This is a genomic window from Oceaniferula spumae, assembly GCF_042849255.1.
Lineage (GTDB): Bacteria > Verrucomicrobiota > Verrucomicrobiia > Verrucomicrobiales > Akkermansiaceae > Oceaniferula > Oceaniferula spumae.
Genome location: NZ_AP026866.1, coordinates 4,529,137 through 4,544,069, shown reverse-complemented (window position 1 = coordinate 4,544,069; position 14,933 = coordinate 4,529,137). Strand labels below are relative to the sequence as shown.

Annotated in this window: 13 protein-coding genes; 6 read left to right on the top strand and 7 right to left on the bottom strand. The window is 54.0% G+C overall.

The genetic code is table 11. The features are described from left to right. Nucleotides 1-18: 18 nt before the first annotated feature. Complete coding sequence (locus tag ACSPJT_RS19390) at nucleotides 19-588, top strand: 5-formyltetrahydrofolate cyclo-ligase (protein WP_435894212.1); 570 nt, start codon at nucleotides 19-21, stop codon at nucleotides 586-588. Between the two features lie 3 nt (nucleotides 589-591). Here ACSPJT_RS19390 and ybeY read toward each other — a convergent pair whose 3' ends face one another. The 6 genes from ybeY to ACSPJT_RS19360 form a co-directional block, all read right to left on the bottom strand. Further along, nucleotides 592-1,038 (bottom strand): rRNA maturation RNase YbeY, encoded by a 447-nt coding sequence (ybeY, locus tag ACSPJT_RS19385; RefSeq protein WP_435894211.1) that lies wholly within the window; start codon nucleotides 1,036-1,038, stop codon nucleotides 592-594. Nucleotides 1,039-1,053: 15 nt separating this feature from the next. Then, complete coding sequence (locus tag ACSPJT_RS19380) at nucleotides 1,054-2,757, bottom strand: HD family phosphohydrolase (protein ID WP_435894210.1); 1,704 nt, start codon at nucleotides 2,755-2,757, stop codon at nucleotides 1,054-1,056. A gap of 249 nt (nucleotides 2,758-3,006) precedes the next feature. Continuing rightward, nucleotides 3,007-3,765 (bottom strand): glutamate 5-kinase, encoded by a 759-nt coding sequence (gene proB, locus ACSPJT_RS19375; RefSeq protein WP_435894209.1) that lies wholly within the window; start codon nucleotides 3,763-3,765, stop codon nucleotides 3,007-3,009. A gap of 9 nt (nucleotides 3,766-3,774) precedes the next feature. After that, nucleotides 3,775-5,469 carry a putative manganese-dependent inorganic diphosphatase gene (locus ACSPJT_RS19370; RefSeq protein WP_435894208.1) on the bottom strand — a complete coding sequence of 565 codons (1,695 nt, stop codon included), beginning with the start codon at nucleotides 5,467-5,469 and terminating at the stop codon, nucleotides 3,775-3,777. Between the two features lie 92 nt (nucleotides 5,470-5,561). Further along, complete coding sequence (locus ACSPJT_RS19365; protein ID WP_435894207.1) at nucleotides 5,562-6,005, bottom strand: YraN family protein; 444 nt, start codon at nucleotides 6,003-6,005, stop codon at nucleotides 5,562-5,564. Nucleotides 6,006-6,029: 24 nt separating this feature from the next. Beyond that, nucleotides 6,030-6,473, bottom strand: a complete 444-nt coding sequence (locus ACSPJT_RS19360) for a hypothetical protein (RefSeq protein ID WP_435894206.1) — start codon at nucleotides 6,471-6,473, stop codon at nucleotides 6,030-6,032. A 111-nt stretch (nucleotides 6,474-6,584) separates the two neighbouring features. Between ACSPJT_RS19360 and mutS the strand changes: the two genes are divergently transcribed. From mutS to ACSPJT_RS19345, 3 genes are read left to right on the top strand one after another with little or no spacing between them, the layout of a single operon-like run. After that, nucleotides 6,585-9,101 carry a DNA mismatch repair protein MutS gene (gene mutS, locus ACSPJT_RS19355; RefSeq protein WP_435894205.1) on the top strand — a complete coding sequence of 839 codons (2,517 nt, stop codon included), beginning with the start codon at nucleotides 6,585-6,587 and terminating at the stop codon, nucleotides 9,099-9,101. A gap of 1 nt (nucleotide 9,102) precedes the next feature. Beyond that, nucleotides 9,103-9,894, top strand: coding sequence for a glutamate racemase (gene murI, locus ACSPJT_RS19350; RefSeq protein ID WP_435894204.1), 792 nt, complete (start codon nucleotides 9,103-9,105; stop codon nucleotides 9,892-9,894). 3 nt (nucleotides 9,895-9,897) lie between these two features. Then, nucleotides 9,898-11,373 (top strand): sulfatase, encoded by a 1,476-nt coding sequence (locus ACSPJT_RS19345; RefSeq protein ID WP_435894203.1) that lies wholly within the window; start codon nucleotides 9,898-9,900, stop codon nucleotides 11,371-11,373. An 18-nt stretch (nucleotides 11,374-11,391) separates the two neighbouring features. Here the strand turns inward: ACSPJT_RS19345 and ACSPJT_RS19340 are convergent, their stop codons facing one another. Next, nucleotides 11,392-12,924, bottom strand: coding sequence for a cyclic nucleotide-binding domain-containing protein (locus ACSPJT_RS19340; protein ID WP_435894202.1), 1,533 nt, complete (start codon nucleotides 12,922-12,924; stop codon nucleotides 11,392-11,394). 122 nt (nucleotides 12,925-13,046) lie between these two features. On the opposite strand from ACSPJT_RS19340, the gene ACSPJT_RS19335 reads away from it, so the two are divergent. Both ACSPJT_RS19335 and ACSPJT_RS19330 read left to right on the top strand, forming a co-directional pair. Further along, nucleotides 13,047-13,787, top strand: coding sequence for an NYN domain-containing protein (locus tag ACSPJT_RS19335; protein ID WP_435894201.1), 741 nt, complete (start codon nucleotides 13,047-13,049; stop codon nucleotides 13,785-13,787). 246 nt (nucleotides 13,788-14,033) lie between these two features. Further along, nucleotides 14,034-14,828 carry a LamG-like jellyroll fold domain-containing protein gene (locus ACSPJT_RS19330; RefSeq protein WP_435894200.1) on the top strand — a complete coding sequence of 265 codons (795 nt, stop codon included), beginning with the start codon at nucleotides 14,034-14,036 and terminating at the stop codon, nucleotides 14,826-14,828. Nucleotides 14,829-14,933 lie beyond the last annotated feature (105 nt).

The window sequence follows — 14,933 nt, the reverse complement described above, 5'->3', positions numbered from 1 at the left end:
CAAGCAAGCTGCAATTTTATGAAGGATAAAAGATCACTGCGTCAGGAAATGCGATCGCTATTGGCGGATGTGACGATGCAGAGCGTGACCGAGGCCTCCGATAGCATCTGCATGCATATTTGTAACCACCCGGAACTCCATGCGGAGGCATCCACGATCACCGTCTTCTCTGCACGGGCTGATGAAATCAAACTCACGACGTTACACTCTCTGCTTCCCAGTAAAAAATTACTCTACCCGCTGTGTCACCCCGGTGGTATCCTCAGCTTTCATCATGTCGAAAATCCTAGCGAACTTGTTCCGGGGATGCTCGGAATCCTGGAGCCTGTGCCTGAAAAGCATCTGAAAATAGCCGTTGAGGATATCGACCTATTCCTCTGTCCGGGTTTGGTGTTTGGTCGTGACGGATCAAGACTCGGACACGGTGGCGGCTTTTACGATCGGGCATTGGCGAAGAAAAAACACAGCGCCATCGTCTGTGGCGTAGGGCTTGAGATGCAAGTCCGCGACAGTGTCCCCCACGAGGATTACGATGTTTTTTTACAATATTTGGTCACGGAAACCGGGCTCAGATCATTCGGGAGCTAACAATTACTGCCAGACTTTCTCTAAGATGTCCTGCTGATGATAATCCATCGCTGCCTGTCCGGAATCGGTCGCATCCTCATGACCGGCCAAATGCAAAAGTCCGTGGATGATGTATAGCATGATCTCGCGTTCAAAAGCGTTGCCAAACTCCTGCCCCTGACTGCTCGCCGTTTCCACACTCACATGGATCTCTCCGTGATCAAAGGTGATGACATCAGTGGCACCGGGGATATCCATGAAACGCAGATGCACATCAGCAATGGTTTCATCGTCCACGAGACTGACCTCCACCTCGTCTAACTGGGCTAGAGATGATCCTGGCCCAGTTGCCACCTCCAAGATATGAGGCAGCGCCAGAACCGCGGCCGACTCAAAAAGTTCAATCAACTCATCACTCAGCGGTATCGCTTGCTGGTGATTGTAGATCGCTATTCCCGGCAGTGGTAGCATCTCTGCGTGGGTCTGTTAGCGGTTCACACTACTGACAGGATCAGCGGCGGGCTTGGACTCAGTTTTTTGGGGAACTACCGTCTTGGGGATTTGGCTAGCTTGCTCTTTGGCTGCAGCGCGGCGTTTCTCCTCGAACGCTTGACGAGCACTTGGCTCGCGGGGAGGTATGGATGTCTGACGGTTGTCGTCCTTGGGTTTGTTTCCGTTTTCCTCGTCCTTCGGATAATCGATGCGGGTGTGCATCATACTCCGCAACGTTGAAGCAAAGCTGTCACAGGCCGTTTTGATCTCGCCCATCGTCAGGCCGCTGTCATCGAGCTGGCCGCTGGTGACTCTTGCCATCACCAGGTCACGCACCAAGTTTTGAATCTTCTGAGGTGTCGGCTTTTTCAGACTACGTGACGCGCTCTCCACGCAGTCGGCTAGACTGATAATACCGCTCTCGCGGCTGCTTGGCCCAGGTCCGGGGTAGCGGAAATTCTTGGCGTCGACTTCAGGTATGTCCTCCTTGTTTTCCAAACCCTCCTTGACCTTTTTCTCCACCGCATGACGCATGTCGCGTGCCTTGTGATAGAAGTAGCTGACCAGTGAGTCACCGTGGTGTTCACGAATTACCTCGATAATTTTGGGATTCAGTTTGTGTTTGATCGCCATGTCCACGCCATCCTTGACGTGAGAGATAATGATGATGGCACTCATCGTTGGGGTCAGCGAATCGTGTGGATTCACGTCGCCTTGGTTCTCGATGAAATACTCGGGCTTCTTCAGCTTCCCGATGTCGTGGAAATAGGAACAGACACGGCACATCGCGGCATTGGCGCCAATTTCTTCTGCCGCCGATTCAGCCAACGAAGCAACCACCATACTGTGATGATAGGTTCCCGGAGCCTCCAGTTGCAGCTTGCGAAGAAGCTTATGGTTCAGATCACTGAGCTCCAGCCAGCTGATATCCGTGGTGACTAAAAATAAGGTTTCGAGCGCGGGAAGAAGCCCGCTGACAACCATGCCTGTGAGCAGTCCACCGATCAAGGCCACTGCGACCTTGGTGAGTTCGTCCGAGAGTCCTTCCCCCGAATACATCGAGGTCAGATCGATTTTACCAAAGGCCAGGGCCAGAAGTAGAGTCGACGCTCCAACATAGAAGCCCGCCCGTAAGAGACTTCCGCGGCGGCGAACATTGCGAGTGAGGGCCACGGCGATACAACCTGCGACCATATTGATCACGAGGAAAAAGAAAATTTCCGAAATGGGCACCAACATGCAGCCGAACAAGGCCACACTCAGGGAGGAGAAAAATCCAGCGTGTCGTCCCAACAACACAGAGTGAATCATCGGAGCAAAGGCCAACGGCGGAAGCAGCAATAAGTAATCCGCAGTCCAACCATTGGCATGAATGAGGTAGCAAGTCACCCGCAGTAATGCCAAGTGCACCAGAATACCACCGAAGACCAGCGTCACCCTGCCATTTCCCACACTCACGTTGTGACGGATGTGGTAAAACATGATGACCGCCCCAGAAAGCACCAGCCCTATCAGGGTGCGCTGCAACGCATTCCCATTGAACAGGATATCATCAGTGGTAGTATAAAAAGAGATGATCAGACAGGCCAAGGCAGCGAAGACCGGATAGATCAGGAGCTTCATCCAGACGCTGTGTTCCATCGAGTTAACGACGTTACTACCGCTCTTGGAGGTGCGGCGCTTTTTGCCAGAGGACATTCCCCTTTGAGCAAGGCGCCATCGTTTGAAGGCATCAATAAATCCCATATGTTTTTGGGTCGGATTAAGAAAATGTGTAAGTGTGTTGTTCACCAAATCCCCAAATGGGAAAATTGGCGGCTAGACGTCAAAAGGACGCCATGGCGTCCCTTCGAGATGATTACCCTAATAGAAAAGGCACCCTTTGGCAATGTCGAATTCCAGCCAATGACACCCAATTAACCAACTCTAAATAAGCAAGTTAAACGACTAATCAAGAAGGAAACGTGTCCCTGCTACGCCCCCCGCAACGATGGTACTGAGCGCCGCCGGCTTCCGCCCGCTGGCGATCACGGTCTCCACCCCGGAGTCCAAAGCCGTGCGCACTGCCAACAGTTTCGACGCCATGCCCCCGATTGAGAATTTTCCATGATCGGCCCGCACGTGCGAAGCGACATCGTCAATATCCGCAACCTCGGCCACCGTGCTGCCATCGGCGCGCTGCAGGCCGTCCACCGTGCTGAGCATGACCAATAGTCTGGCCTTGAGCAGCTTGGCCACTTTGGCAGAAAGCATGTCATTGTCCCCCACCCTCAATTCTTCGACAGCAACACTGTCGTTTTCATTGATAATTGGCACAATGTTGCCGACACGTAACAACCGATGCAAGGTGTCCATGACCAGCCCACTCCGTTGGTCACTCTCCAAGTCACCTGCTGTGAGCAAAATCTGGGCGACGTTGAGACGGAATTTTTGGAACAAGTTTTCGTAAGCGTGCATCAGACGCGTCTGTCCGACCGCCGCACATGCTTGACGCGATGCGGTGTCGTCAGGATAGCCATCCAAGTGCAAGGCAGAAACGCCGGCACCTACGGCACCACTGGATACCATCACGACGGGGACTCCGTCAGCGACAAGTTCGGAAATGGATGTTACCAACCGGACAAGCGAGGCCTCGTCCAACGTTCCATCTTGCTCCCGAGTAAGCACACCTGTGCCTATTTTTATAACTACGATATTTTCAAACATGGGAAAAATCTAACGGTGAGCCGCCGCCACCCGAAGGGCTTGGCAAACGGCTGGGAATACTTGTTTCTTCCGGCTTACCACACCGGGCCCTTGGAAGACACCGTCGATAGCACGCTCAAAAGGCAGAGAATCGATGATCTTTTCATCGCCGCTGGCTAGCAGGACACTGAAGTGACTGGTGATGTCGGTGACAATGAGAAGAGCCAGATTGTAGCCTTTTCTTTCGATCAAATGATCTAGTGTATCTTCGAGTTCGTCCCTGCGTTTGGCAAAAAGTTCCAGACCACATTCTTCGACGTGTGAGATACTTACCTTGGATCCATTTTCCTCAAAAACCTTCCGGTCAGCCTCCACTGCCTCTGAAGCTGTATTGTGTGCCAAGAGCGAACCTGACGCAAAGAAATCGCGGGTAAACTCAGCCGCGTCCACCTCCGCGATGTCACAGAGCCAGGCTAGAATTTCCCTGTCCAGGGCTGCGGTGGTTGGAGATGTTAGATTTAAGGTATCCGAGACCATACCGGCAATCAGACACAGGGCAATGCCCTTGGGAACATCAATTCCCGCGTATTGATACTCGCGGGCGACCAAGGTGGACGAGGAGCCAACAGGCTCATTGATGTAGCGAATAGGCTCTCGCGAAACAAGGTCGCCAGCGAGGCGGTGATGGTCGATCACCTCCACAACTTCAGCCTCCTCCACGCCTTCGACAGCTTGGGAATACTCATTGTGATCCACCAGCACCAGTCGGATTCTTGGGGGATCGATGAGGTCGGATTTGGAAATCACGCCCATCAGGGTGTTGTCACCCGGGTTGATTACGGGGAAAAGGTCCTGTTTCTGATGTGCCAGTCTGCTGCGTAGATCTTTGACAGAATCGTCCGCTTTTACATGAAGAATATCGTTCACCAATGCATGGCGGACCACTCTTGCACAGCGGATCAGCTTTGCAGCAGTGGCCGTATCCTGATGACAGCGCAAGACAATCACCCCCTTCTCTCGCGCCTGGGCCAGAAGGTCTTTGTCCACTTCGAAACCGCCGGTGACGACTAACATGCCTACACCGTGTTCGATCGCTTCACGCTGGATGATCGGGCGGTCTCCACATAGAACGGCGTGTGAACTGACGTTTTCACACTTCACCGCTTGGTCCAGACGCATGACGACGGTTTCCACACTGGAGGCACCAACCATGAGGATGTATTCCCTCTCCTCATCAACGATCTCGGCACCGTGGGATTCGGCATCGAGTGTGGCTGCAATTTTCACGGGAGACGCCGTCACTTTCCTAACAGAAAGAGGATCACTACCGGTCGGCATCAGCAGTTGTAGCAGATCGAGAAACTTCAAGAGCCCCAGAACCTCATTCCGGGAATTCACCACGGGGATACTGCGCACGCCTTGATCCAACATGTCGCGGTAGGCTACGAGGAATGTCGCGTCGTCTTGAACTTTCACCACGTCCTTGCGACAAATCATCGCTGCCGATGCGCACACTGAACTCAGCAGCACAGGTTTTTTCATTCCAGCTTGTTTCAATACCCATTCGGTACGCGCAGGCACTTTGCCGCAGCGGGCAGGTGTTGCCTCTGTTTTGCCCTTGCGACGGAGCAGATCAGCGTAGCCGATCGCGGCACAAATCGCATCGGTATCGGGGTTTTGGTGCCCGATGACATACAGAGGCATTTTGGTGGATGGGGTAGACATAGCGTGATTCGCGATGAGACTTGCCGATCCTGAGACGTTTGGCAATGACGGGGTTTGCCATGTCACTACTTTTCCCCAGCATCGGAAATACGTTAGAAAGCATTCCTCACCACGGTAATCTCGGGCAGTTCTCCTTCGGTGAGAATGATTTCAACCACGTCGAATCGCCAGAGTATATCTCGGTTACCTAACAAATGTAACCATGAGTTTGCACCGCGCTCGATAAGGACCTGCTTCGAGGCATCCACCGCGTCGAGGGGGCGGCCAAACCCCTTGCGGGTCCGTGTTTTCACCTCAACAAAGGCCAAGGTATCGTCATCACGCAGTACGATATCCACTTCTCCACCTTTCGGCCCGCGATAATTCCGGTATAGGACTTTGCCTCCCTCCGCTCGCAGTTTGGCACAGGCGATGCGCTCGCCGAGGTCACCTATTTCATTCCTGGAAAGACGAACGCCGTCCCGCCCTTGAAGGCGACACGGCGTGTTGAGTAGTCGGCTGAAATGTTTATTCAGAAATGATCCAATTCCAAGCATCGGATCATACTAGCCCAGCAGAGATCAGTCGTCAGTGTATTTTTTGTGACCTTCCTTCTTGCCGGCTTTGAGCTTGGTCATTGCGGCGTCGATCTTTTCTTGATCCTCCTCGAGGTATCCAATTTCCAGCTCACAAAATGCGGCGTAGCTCAGCCCCATCATGCGGCGGTAGTCGGCGATGGCCTTGTCCTTGTCCTTGCCATCAGGCATTGCCTTGACCAGTGCAGGGATGAATTCCATTCCCTGACGGCAGCCATCAGCAGCGGTGCGAGCAGCCTTGGCTCCAGCAGCCCAGTCGTTTTTGTCCATCTTGCGCAAGCTCTTGAGAGCATCACTGCTGATCTTCATCGCTTTTTCAAGCGGCGTGTGCTCATGATCGTCTTCGTCTGCCATCGCTGGAAACGAAAGAGCCATAGAGGCCGCTACGATGGGGAGGAAAACACGTCTTAGAGTCAATGATTTTGTCATACGCCATTACTAAATGATTCGTTCCATAGTTTGTCAAACCCATCTTGGATGAATTCCGGTCATGCCCAGACTCGACAAGCCCCCGCGCCAGTCGCTACAAATCCCCCGAACATGGCAGCAGCGAAAGACAAAGGAGCGAAGGAGAAAAAACTCACCCCGATGATGGCGCAGTATCTGAAGATGCGCCGCTCTCTGCCCGATGACATTCTGCTGTTCTATCGCCTAGGTGATTTCTACGAGATGTTCTTCGAGGACGCCAAGATCGCCTCTGCCATCCTTAATGTTGCCCTGACCAAACGCAATGACATTCCCATGTGCGGTGTCCCCCACCATGCGGCCCAAGGTTACATCGCGAAACTGATTCAAGGCGGCAAGCGCGTCGCTCTCGCCGAGCAAACCACCGTGCCTGAGCCTGGTAAAATCGTCGAACGTGAGATTGCCCAGATCATCTCGGCAGGCACCGTGGACGACCTTACATTGTTAGATGATACGAGACACAACTATCTCGCTGCCGTTTACCAAGTTGGCAAATCTTTCGGACTCGCCTGCGCCGACCATTCCACAGGAGAGTTCACCGTTGCCGAGTTTCCTGATAAAGATGCACTCCGAGATGCCCTTCAGCGTATGGCTCCCAAGGAGTTGATCATACCTGACGACCAGATCAACACCTTCGGCCACCTGCCTGGCTGCCTCCCATACGATGGTTACGCCTTTCTCACCGACCAGGCTCGTTTCGCACTCTGCGATCACTTCAAGGTGCAGTCCCTGCGCGGTTTCGGCTGCGATGATATGACCGCCGCTGTCTCTGCGGCGGGAGCCATTCTTCATTACTTATCCTACCAGCTCCGTCGGTCCTGCGATCACCTACGCACCCTGTCCGTTCGCACTGAAGGCGGTCATGTACTGATCGACGCTTCATCGCAACGGAACCTCGATCTGGTCGACTCGCCAACAGGTCGCCAGCACTCGCTGTTAGGTGCACTCGATCGCACTGGTACCCCGATGGGGGCGCGTAAGCTTCGCGATTGGATTCTGCACCCTCTTTGCGATCTGGAGGCCCTCAATGCTCGGCAGGAAATGATCGCTGCCTTCCTCGCGGAACCATTTTTGTTAGGCCAATGTCGTGATTCTCTTAAAGGCATCCGTGACATCGAGCGCACCACCTCACGGCTATCCCAAAACTCAGGCAATGCCCGTGACCTTCTTTCTCTACTGACATCGCTGCAAAAAATCCCCGATCTAAAAAATCACCTATCTGCGCTAGCAGGCGAGTCACAAATCACCAATCTCCAATCACAAATCCACAAGAACCTTCACGAGTTCAACGATCTGGTGGACCTCCTAAGCCGCGCTCTCAGCGATGAACCGCCAGCCAACACCCGCGATGGAGGCATCATCCGCGACGGTTTTCTCGCCGAGCTCGACGAACTCCGCTCTGCCTCCCGCGATGGCAAACAGTGGCTGGCCAAACTTCAGGAAAGCGAACGCAAACGCACCGGCATTGATACTCTCAAGATCAAGTTCAACAACGTCTTCGGCTACTTCCTCGAGGTCACCAAGGCGAAGGTGGACATGGTACCCGACGACTACCAACGCAAGCAAACCATGGCCAATGCCGAGCGCTACATCACGCCCGAGCTGAAGGAGATGGAGAACAAAATCCTCGGCGCCGACGAGCGAGCCAAGCAGCTCGAATACGAGGAGTTCGTCAAACTCCGCCAAGCCGTCGCCGATGAACTCGACCGCCTCCAGCAATGTGCCGATGCCCTCGCTACACTTGATGTCCTGTTAGGGCTCGCCGAACTCGCCCAACTCCACCAGCACACCCGCCCCATACTCGACGACTCCCGAGACCTTGAGATCACCAATGGTCGCCACCCCGTGTTAGAGCAAACTCTGGTCGATGAAAAATTCGTCCCCAACGATACCGAGATCGCCGCCGACACCGCGCGCCTGATCCTGATCACCGGCCCTAACATGGCGGGTAAATCCACCTACATCCGTCAGGTCGCCCTCATCACACTAATGGCCCAGATTGGTGCCTACGTGCCTGCGGAAAAGGCGCGGATCGGCTTGGTCGATCGCATCTTCTGCCGCGTCGGAGCATCAGATGATCTAACAAGCGGCCAGTCCACCTTCATGGTCGAGATGAACGAAACCTCTCTGATCATCAACAATGCCACCGCGAACTCCCTCGTCATTCTCGATGAAATTGGCCGCGGCACCGCCACCTTCGACGGCCTGTCAATCGCCTGGTCCGTGGCCGAGCATTTACACGACACCATTCAGTCGCGCACCCTCTTCGCCACCCACTACCACGAGCTCACCGACCTCTCGCGCAGCAAAGAAGCGGTGGAGAACTACAACGTCGCGGTCCGAGAGTGGAACGACGACATTATTTTCCTGCGCAAGATCCTCCCCGGCACCGCCGACAAGTCTTACGGCATCCAAGTCGCCCGCCTCGCAGGACTCCCACCGGCGATCATTGATCGCGCCAAGGACATACTCTCTCACTTGGAAATGAATTCCACACGACCTGAAGCCAGAGGCAAACCAAAAGCCAAAAACACCCGCACGAAAGCCAGCGAGATGCCAGATGCGGATTCACCACAACTCGATCTCTTCTAACATGAAGCCTCCCATCGGAATACTCGACTCCGGCCTCGGCGGCCTTTCTGTTTTCAATGAAGTGCAGAAGCTAATGCCTGATGAGTCTGTGATTTATTTTGGTGATAGCGCTTGGTGTCCATACGGGGCGAGGCCTGCGGATGAAATCCAGCGGCGGGTTTTTACGGTGACGGATTTCTTGTTAGAGCAAGGATGTAAGCTGATCATCATCGCGTGCAACTCAGCCACCATCGCAGCGGTTGAGGCGCTACGGGCGCAATATCCGGTGCCATTTGTTGGCATGGAGCCGGGGGTCAAACCAGCCACAGCATTGACCAAGACTGGAACAGTTGGAGTGCTGGCTACTGAAGCATCTTTGGCTGGGGAAAAATTCCACCGTTTGATCACAGATTATTCCAATGGAGTAAACGTGATCACTCGCCCCTGCCCTAACTTTGTCGAGTTAGTCGAGCATGGTGTGCTTAGCGGCCCAAAGGCACGAGGCATCGTGGAGGAGGAAACCTTGCCTCTGATCGAAGCCGGAGCTGACGTGCTCGTGCTAGGCTGCACCCACTACCCCTTCTTACGCCCGTTGATTCAAGAAGTGGTCGGCCCTGACGTTACTCTGCTAGATACTGGTGCTGCAGTCGCAAGGCATGCGGCATCATTTGTCGATCAGGAAGGTACTGAAACAACGACTCCCAAACACCGTATTATCACGACTGGTGATCTCAGCCATCTGGAAAAAATCTTCCCCACGCTCTGCCCCGACATCCCCCCAACCCAAGTCAGATTTTCTCACTCAAACCTCTAATTTATGAAACGAACCATTCTCTCTCTGGCAGCAATAGTCCTGCCACTAACTGCATCTGCGGCCAAGCCACTCAACATCGTCTTCATCATCGCAGATGACCTCGGCTGGCGCGATCTCAGCAGCTATGGCTCCACCTTCTACGAAACCCCGCACCTCGACTCACTGGCCAAGTCCGGAACTAAGTTCACCGATGCCTACGCTGCCTGCCCGGTGTGCTCTCCCACCCGCTCCGCCGTGCTAACAGGTCAGTATCCCGCACGCACCCGCAATACCGATTACTTCGGAGCTCCCAACGAATATTTCGACAAGCTACCGGAGCCCGGCAGCCACATCGACAAGAAGAAATACGGTAGATTCTGGAACAGTCCGGTCTTTCCAGCGCCTTATCTTGGCAAGCTCGCCGACTCCCACACCACCCTGCCCGAGGCGCTCAAAGCCAAAGGCTACGCCACCTTTTTCGCCGGTAAGTGGCACCTCGGCCCAAAGGGTTCCTGGCCCACCGACCACGGCTTCGACATCAACAAGGGCGGCAACTCGCGCGGCGGCCCCTACGGCGGCAAAAAGTATTTCTCCCCCTATGGAAACCCGTCGCTTGAGAACGGACCGAAGGGCGAGCACCTGCCCGATCGCTTAGCCGAGGAAACTTCCAAGTTCATCGCTGCGAACAAGGACAAGCCTTTCCTCGCCTACCTCTCTTTTTACTCAGTGCACACGCCGCTGATCGCCCGCAAGGATCTCGAAGGAAAGTATAAGCAAAAAGCGGCCAAACTTGGTCTCAAGGCGAAATTCGGCCCCGAGCCGCCACGTCAAAACCGTCTCGTCCAGGAACACGCCGTTTACGCAGCCATGGTCGAGGCCATGGATCTCGCCGTCGGTAAGGTGCTCAAAGCGCTTGAAGACAACGGCGTCGCCGATAACACCCTGGTGATCTTCACCTCCGACAACGGCGGACTCTCCACCTCCGAGGGCAGCCCCACCTCCAACCTACCGCTACGCGCTGGCAAAGGCTGGCTCTACGAGGGCGGCATCCGAGAGCCCCTGATCGTGCGCTGGCCCGGCGTCACCAAGCCCGGCACCACGTCCGCCTACCAGGTTACCTCCACCGACTTCTTCCCCACCATTCTCGAAGCAGCCGGCCTCGACCTACTGCCTGAGCAACACATCGACGGCAAAAGCTTCACCACCGCCCTCAAAGACCCGTCCAAGGCCTCCGACCATGCTCTGTTCTGGCACTACCCTCATTGGGGGAACCAAGGCGGCACCCCCGGCGGGGCCATCCGTCACGGCGAGTGGAAAATGATCCGCTACTACGTGCCGGGCCGTGAGACCCAGCTTTTCAACCTAGCTGATGATCCAGGTGAACAGACCAACCTCGCGGATAAACACCCTGAAAAACTCAAGGAACTCGGAGAAAAAATGGACGCTCTGCTCAAGGACACCGATGCCTTGATGCCAAAGATTAACGATAAGAAAAAGTAAGTAGCTGGGCCTGCCTCCTCAGTGACCAAAGAAATCCCGTATCTTGTCCAGCAGCCCGGCGTGAATCACCTCCGGCTTCTTCTTCGCCGGAGTGGTCTTCTTACCGGACTGCTCACGCTCTGCCTGCAGCGCCTCGATTTCCGTCTGACGTTTCGCCAGTTGCCTGCTGATGCTTTCCATTAGCTCCGGTTGTTCCTGCAACACGGGAGCGATGCACTGCTTGCTGATCACTAGGACTAACGTGTCCTCCAGTGCCCGGATCGTGGCCGACCTCGGTTCGCCGGTCATCAGAGACATTTCGCCAAAGTAATTGCCATGTCCGAGTGTCGCGATTTTTTCCATGCTTCCTCCGGAAAGCTTCAAGTCCACCTCCACCTCTCCGTTAAGGATCACATACATCGAGTCTCCATGGTCGCCCTCACGCACCACACACTCGCGCGCTGCGAATAGTTGCTTGGTTGCATTTTTCACCAGCATCTCAGCTTGTTGCTCGGAAAGACAACTCATGCAGGTGGCTTCGCGCAAAATTTCAGCAGCTGAGGCTGATGCCGTAGACATCCGCAACGGCTCATTCGGTGTGCGCATCTCAAGCGACTGAATCGGAAACGGAATCCTGATATTACGCCGACTCAGCTCATACCAGATTTTGGTCCGGATCTCGTCGCATGTGCGATTGTAAAGTTTCGCCTGTCGCATCCAAAAGCGGATCTCATAGATCACTGCCGAATCGCCAAACTCCACAAGGAATACCACTGGCTCCGGAGCCCTTAAAACTCCGTTCGCTCCGGTAACCGCTGACAGCAAAGCCTCTTTGACATCATTCGGTGGCTGATCATAGTCGATACCTACCTGCATCCGCACCCTGTGTTCTTTGTTAGGATAGTTGAGGTTGGTGATCCGCGACTTCACCAGCTCGCTGTTAGGAAGCTCTATCGAAACACCATCGTTGTTAATCAAGCGAGTGGCCCGCCAGTTGACCTCCCTGACCTCAGCTCGATCACCGGTGCCGTCGAGCAACAGCCAGTCGCCCACCTTGTAGGCTTTGGTCATGTGGATGCTGAAACCAGCGATCACATTGGCAAGCAGATCCTGCATCGCAAAACCCAAGATCACGGCAGCAACACCGGAGGTGGCCAGCAGCCCGGTGATTTTCACTCCGTATCCATAAGTTAACACAAGAGCTACGGCAACTAACAGAACAACGAAGGCCAGCATCTGCCTGAGAATGTTAGGAACTTCCACTTTCTGTCTGCGTGCCAGATAGAGTGAGAAAAACACCCGATCAAAAAACACCCACAGTGCGATCACTCCGGAGATAATCATCGCGGACACCACATTGGTGAGCCAGCTGGCGTTCCGGTAGAACAACATCGCCGCGCACAACACTCCGAAACACATCATCGCCAGATGGAAGCTGATGCGAGGTTTGAGAAAGACTTTCTTCAGCAGAGCCCTAACCAGCATGGCTGCAAGCACATACAGAAGCACAGCAAAACCGATCGCGATAAACGGTCGCCACTGCTCGTCCAAACCAAACGGAAGGAGGTCCATAGCTAAGCATTAAACCACAAGTATGCCGCCTCGTCACGAAGCAATCATGAGTGCTCTGCCCTCGAAAAATATTATTTCCCCGCTTTGCACCACCGGCAAATGCGTTAGGCTATGGCATCGACATGCCATCATCCGCCAACAACTTCACCAGTCGTCCCGACGACAGCATCGCGCTCTTGATTGATGCTGATAACGCTCCTGCCGCAAAAATCGACTTCATCATCTCCGAGCTCGCCACACACGGGGTGGTCAACATCCGCAAGGCCTACGGCAACTGGACGAAACGTTCGCTCTCCGGCTGGGAGAAGGTGCTTCACGAATACGCAATTCAACCCGTGCAGCACTTCGATCTCGTCAAGGGAAAGAACGCCACCGACATGGCTCTGCTGATTGACGCCATGGACATCCTTTACACCAAGGACGTCGGCACCTTCTGCCTGGTCTCCTCCGACTGCGACTTCACACCGCTGATCCTGCGCCTGCGGTCCGACGGCAAGCAGGTCATTGGCTTTGGCCGCAACAATACTCCGGATCCTTTCGTTAACGCCTGCACGCGTTTCCTCTACCTCGACGAGGACAACGGCTCACAGACCCAGGCGAAGAAAAAAGAAAGCTCCGCCAACCAGCTCAAGGGCAACACCAAGCTGATGAACACCCTCCGCCGTGCCGTCAAGGCCGCCGCTGACGAGGATGGTTGGGCCGCGCTAGGCCCAGTAGGCTCCCATATTTCCAACCAAGGCCCCTTCGACCACCGCACCTACGGCTTCAGTAAACTTAGCGACATGTTCACCGCCATCGATCTATTTGAGGTGAAGAAGTCTAAAAGCGGCAGCAGGACTACCATCAGGGTGCGCTTGAAATAACATACCCGGCACTGCTCTGGATACCGTCCTAGACAACCTTGCGGAAACAAGATTTGTTACCCGCTGCGGACAGCCCGTACCCAGCGTGGTCGCAGCACCAGCTAATGTTTTTTCCGATTGACACTTCTGAATAAGTTTAACTAAAACTAAATACATAATTCAGATTCCCACCATGCAAACCCACCTTTTTTTTTTGCATGACGGACCCACTCGGTAACTAACAAAACAACGTAAGCGTATAAAAAAATGAACCACACATCCGTAGCCATCATCTGCTCAGCAGCTCTCTCAGCTACCTCATTCGCAGCCGTCTCAGTGACGGGACATTACCAGCTTGGTGAAGCCGGTTCCGTTGGAGCCTCCGTTCCATTCACACCTCTGAACGATTCGGTTGGATCAAACCATATCACAAACTTTCAGAATGCGAACGGCGGTAGCGAAGCCATCATCACCAATGGATTGGCAGCTCCCGGATCTACCGCAGCATTGCAAATTGTGAATGGATCAAACGCAAGCGGCTGGTTTAGTAGTTCAACATACGGCTACACCAGTGATTTTGCATTCGATATTTACCTTCGCCCTGACACTTTCGACGGCGATAATGACATCGCCTTGGGTACCAACGGGAACTCTACGAATGCACTCACCATCGGCTTCACCAGTTCAGGAGAATGGGTGTTAACAAATGCAAGCGATTTAATCAATGACCCCGACCGGATCCAAGGAGGAAGCGCTGCACTCGGAGCTTGGTCAAAACTCTCCGTCATTTCATACGCAGGCACGGTATATTTCTACGTCGATGGCACAGAAATTGGTAACACAACAGGTCTGGCCAGCGAATTCGATGCTCCTCGCTTGGGCTTCTCCAGCGGAGCATTCAACGGTGCTGACGTTTCCTTTGATGAGTTCACGGTTTACAAATTCGACTCATCGGTAGATTCCTTGGATTCCGTTCAAGAATTCATGAGCGTCCCCGAACCATCCGCTACTGCGCTGCTTGGGCTTGGTGCTATCGGTCTATTTTTACGCCGGCGCAGATAACTCTGCTATTCATTTTTAGATAGCAAGACGCTTTCCTATCAAAGGGTAGCATATGACAGCCAGTCTTAGGCGGTCGTATGTTACCTCTTTTTTTGTCAGAGCCAT

Bases quoted from the DNA above. Each gene is read 5' to 3' on its own strand.
- ACSPJT_RS19370 (WP_435894208.1), bottom strand. From the start codon at position 5,469: ATGTCTACCCCATCCACCAAAATGCCTCTGTATGTCATCGGGCACCAA.
- ybeY (WP_435894211.1), bottom strand. From the start codon at position 1,038: ATGCTACCACTGCCGGGAATAGCGATCTACAATCACCAGCAAGCGATA.
- murI (WP_435894204.1), top strand. From the start codon at position 9,103: ATGAAGCCTCCCATCGGAATACTCGACTCCGGCCTCGGCGGCCTTTCT.
- proB (WP_435894209.1), bottom strand. From the start codon at position 3,765: ATGTTTGAAAATATCGTAGTTATAAAAATAGGCACAGGTGTGCTTACT.
- ACSPJT_RS19345 (WP_435894203.1), top strand. From the start codon at position 9,898: ATGAAACGAACCATTCTCTCTCTGGCAGCAATAGTCCTGCCACTAACT.
- ACSPJT_RS19365 (WP_435894207.1), bottom strand. From the start codon at position 6,005: ATGCTTGGAATTGGATCATTTCTGAATAAACATTTCAGCCGACTACTC.
- ACSPJT_RS19360 (WP_435894206.1), bottom strand. From the start codon at position 6,473: ATGACAAAATCATTGACTCTAAGACGTGTTTTCCTCCCCATCGTAGCG.
- ACSPJT_RS19390 (WP_435894212.1), top strand. From the start codon at position 19: ATGAAGGATAAAAGATCACTGCGTCAGGAAATGCGATCGCTATTGGCG.
- ACSPJT_RS19335 (WP_435894201.1), top strand. From the start codon at position 13,047: ATGCCATCATCCGCCAACAACTTCACCAGTCGTCCCGACGACAGCATC.
- ACSPJT_RS19330 (WP_435894200.1), top strand. From the start codon at position 14,034: ATGAACCACACATCCGTAGCCATCATCTGCTCAGCAGCTCTCTCAGCT.
- ACSPJT_RS19380 (WP_435894210.1), bottom strand. From the start codon at position 2,757: ATGTCCTCTGGCAAAAAGCGCCGCACCTCCAAGAGCGGTAGTAACGTC.
- ACSPJT_RS19340 (WP_435894202.1), bottom strand. From the start codon at position 12,924: ATGGACCTCCTTCCGTTTGGTTTGGACGAGCAGTGGCGACCGTTTATC.
- mutS (WP_435894205.1), top strand. From the start codon at position 6,585: ATGGCAGCAGCGAAAGACAAAGGAGCGAAGGAGAAAAAACTCACCCCG.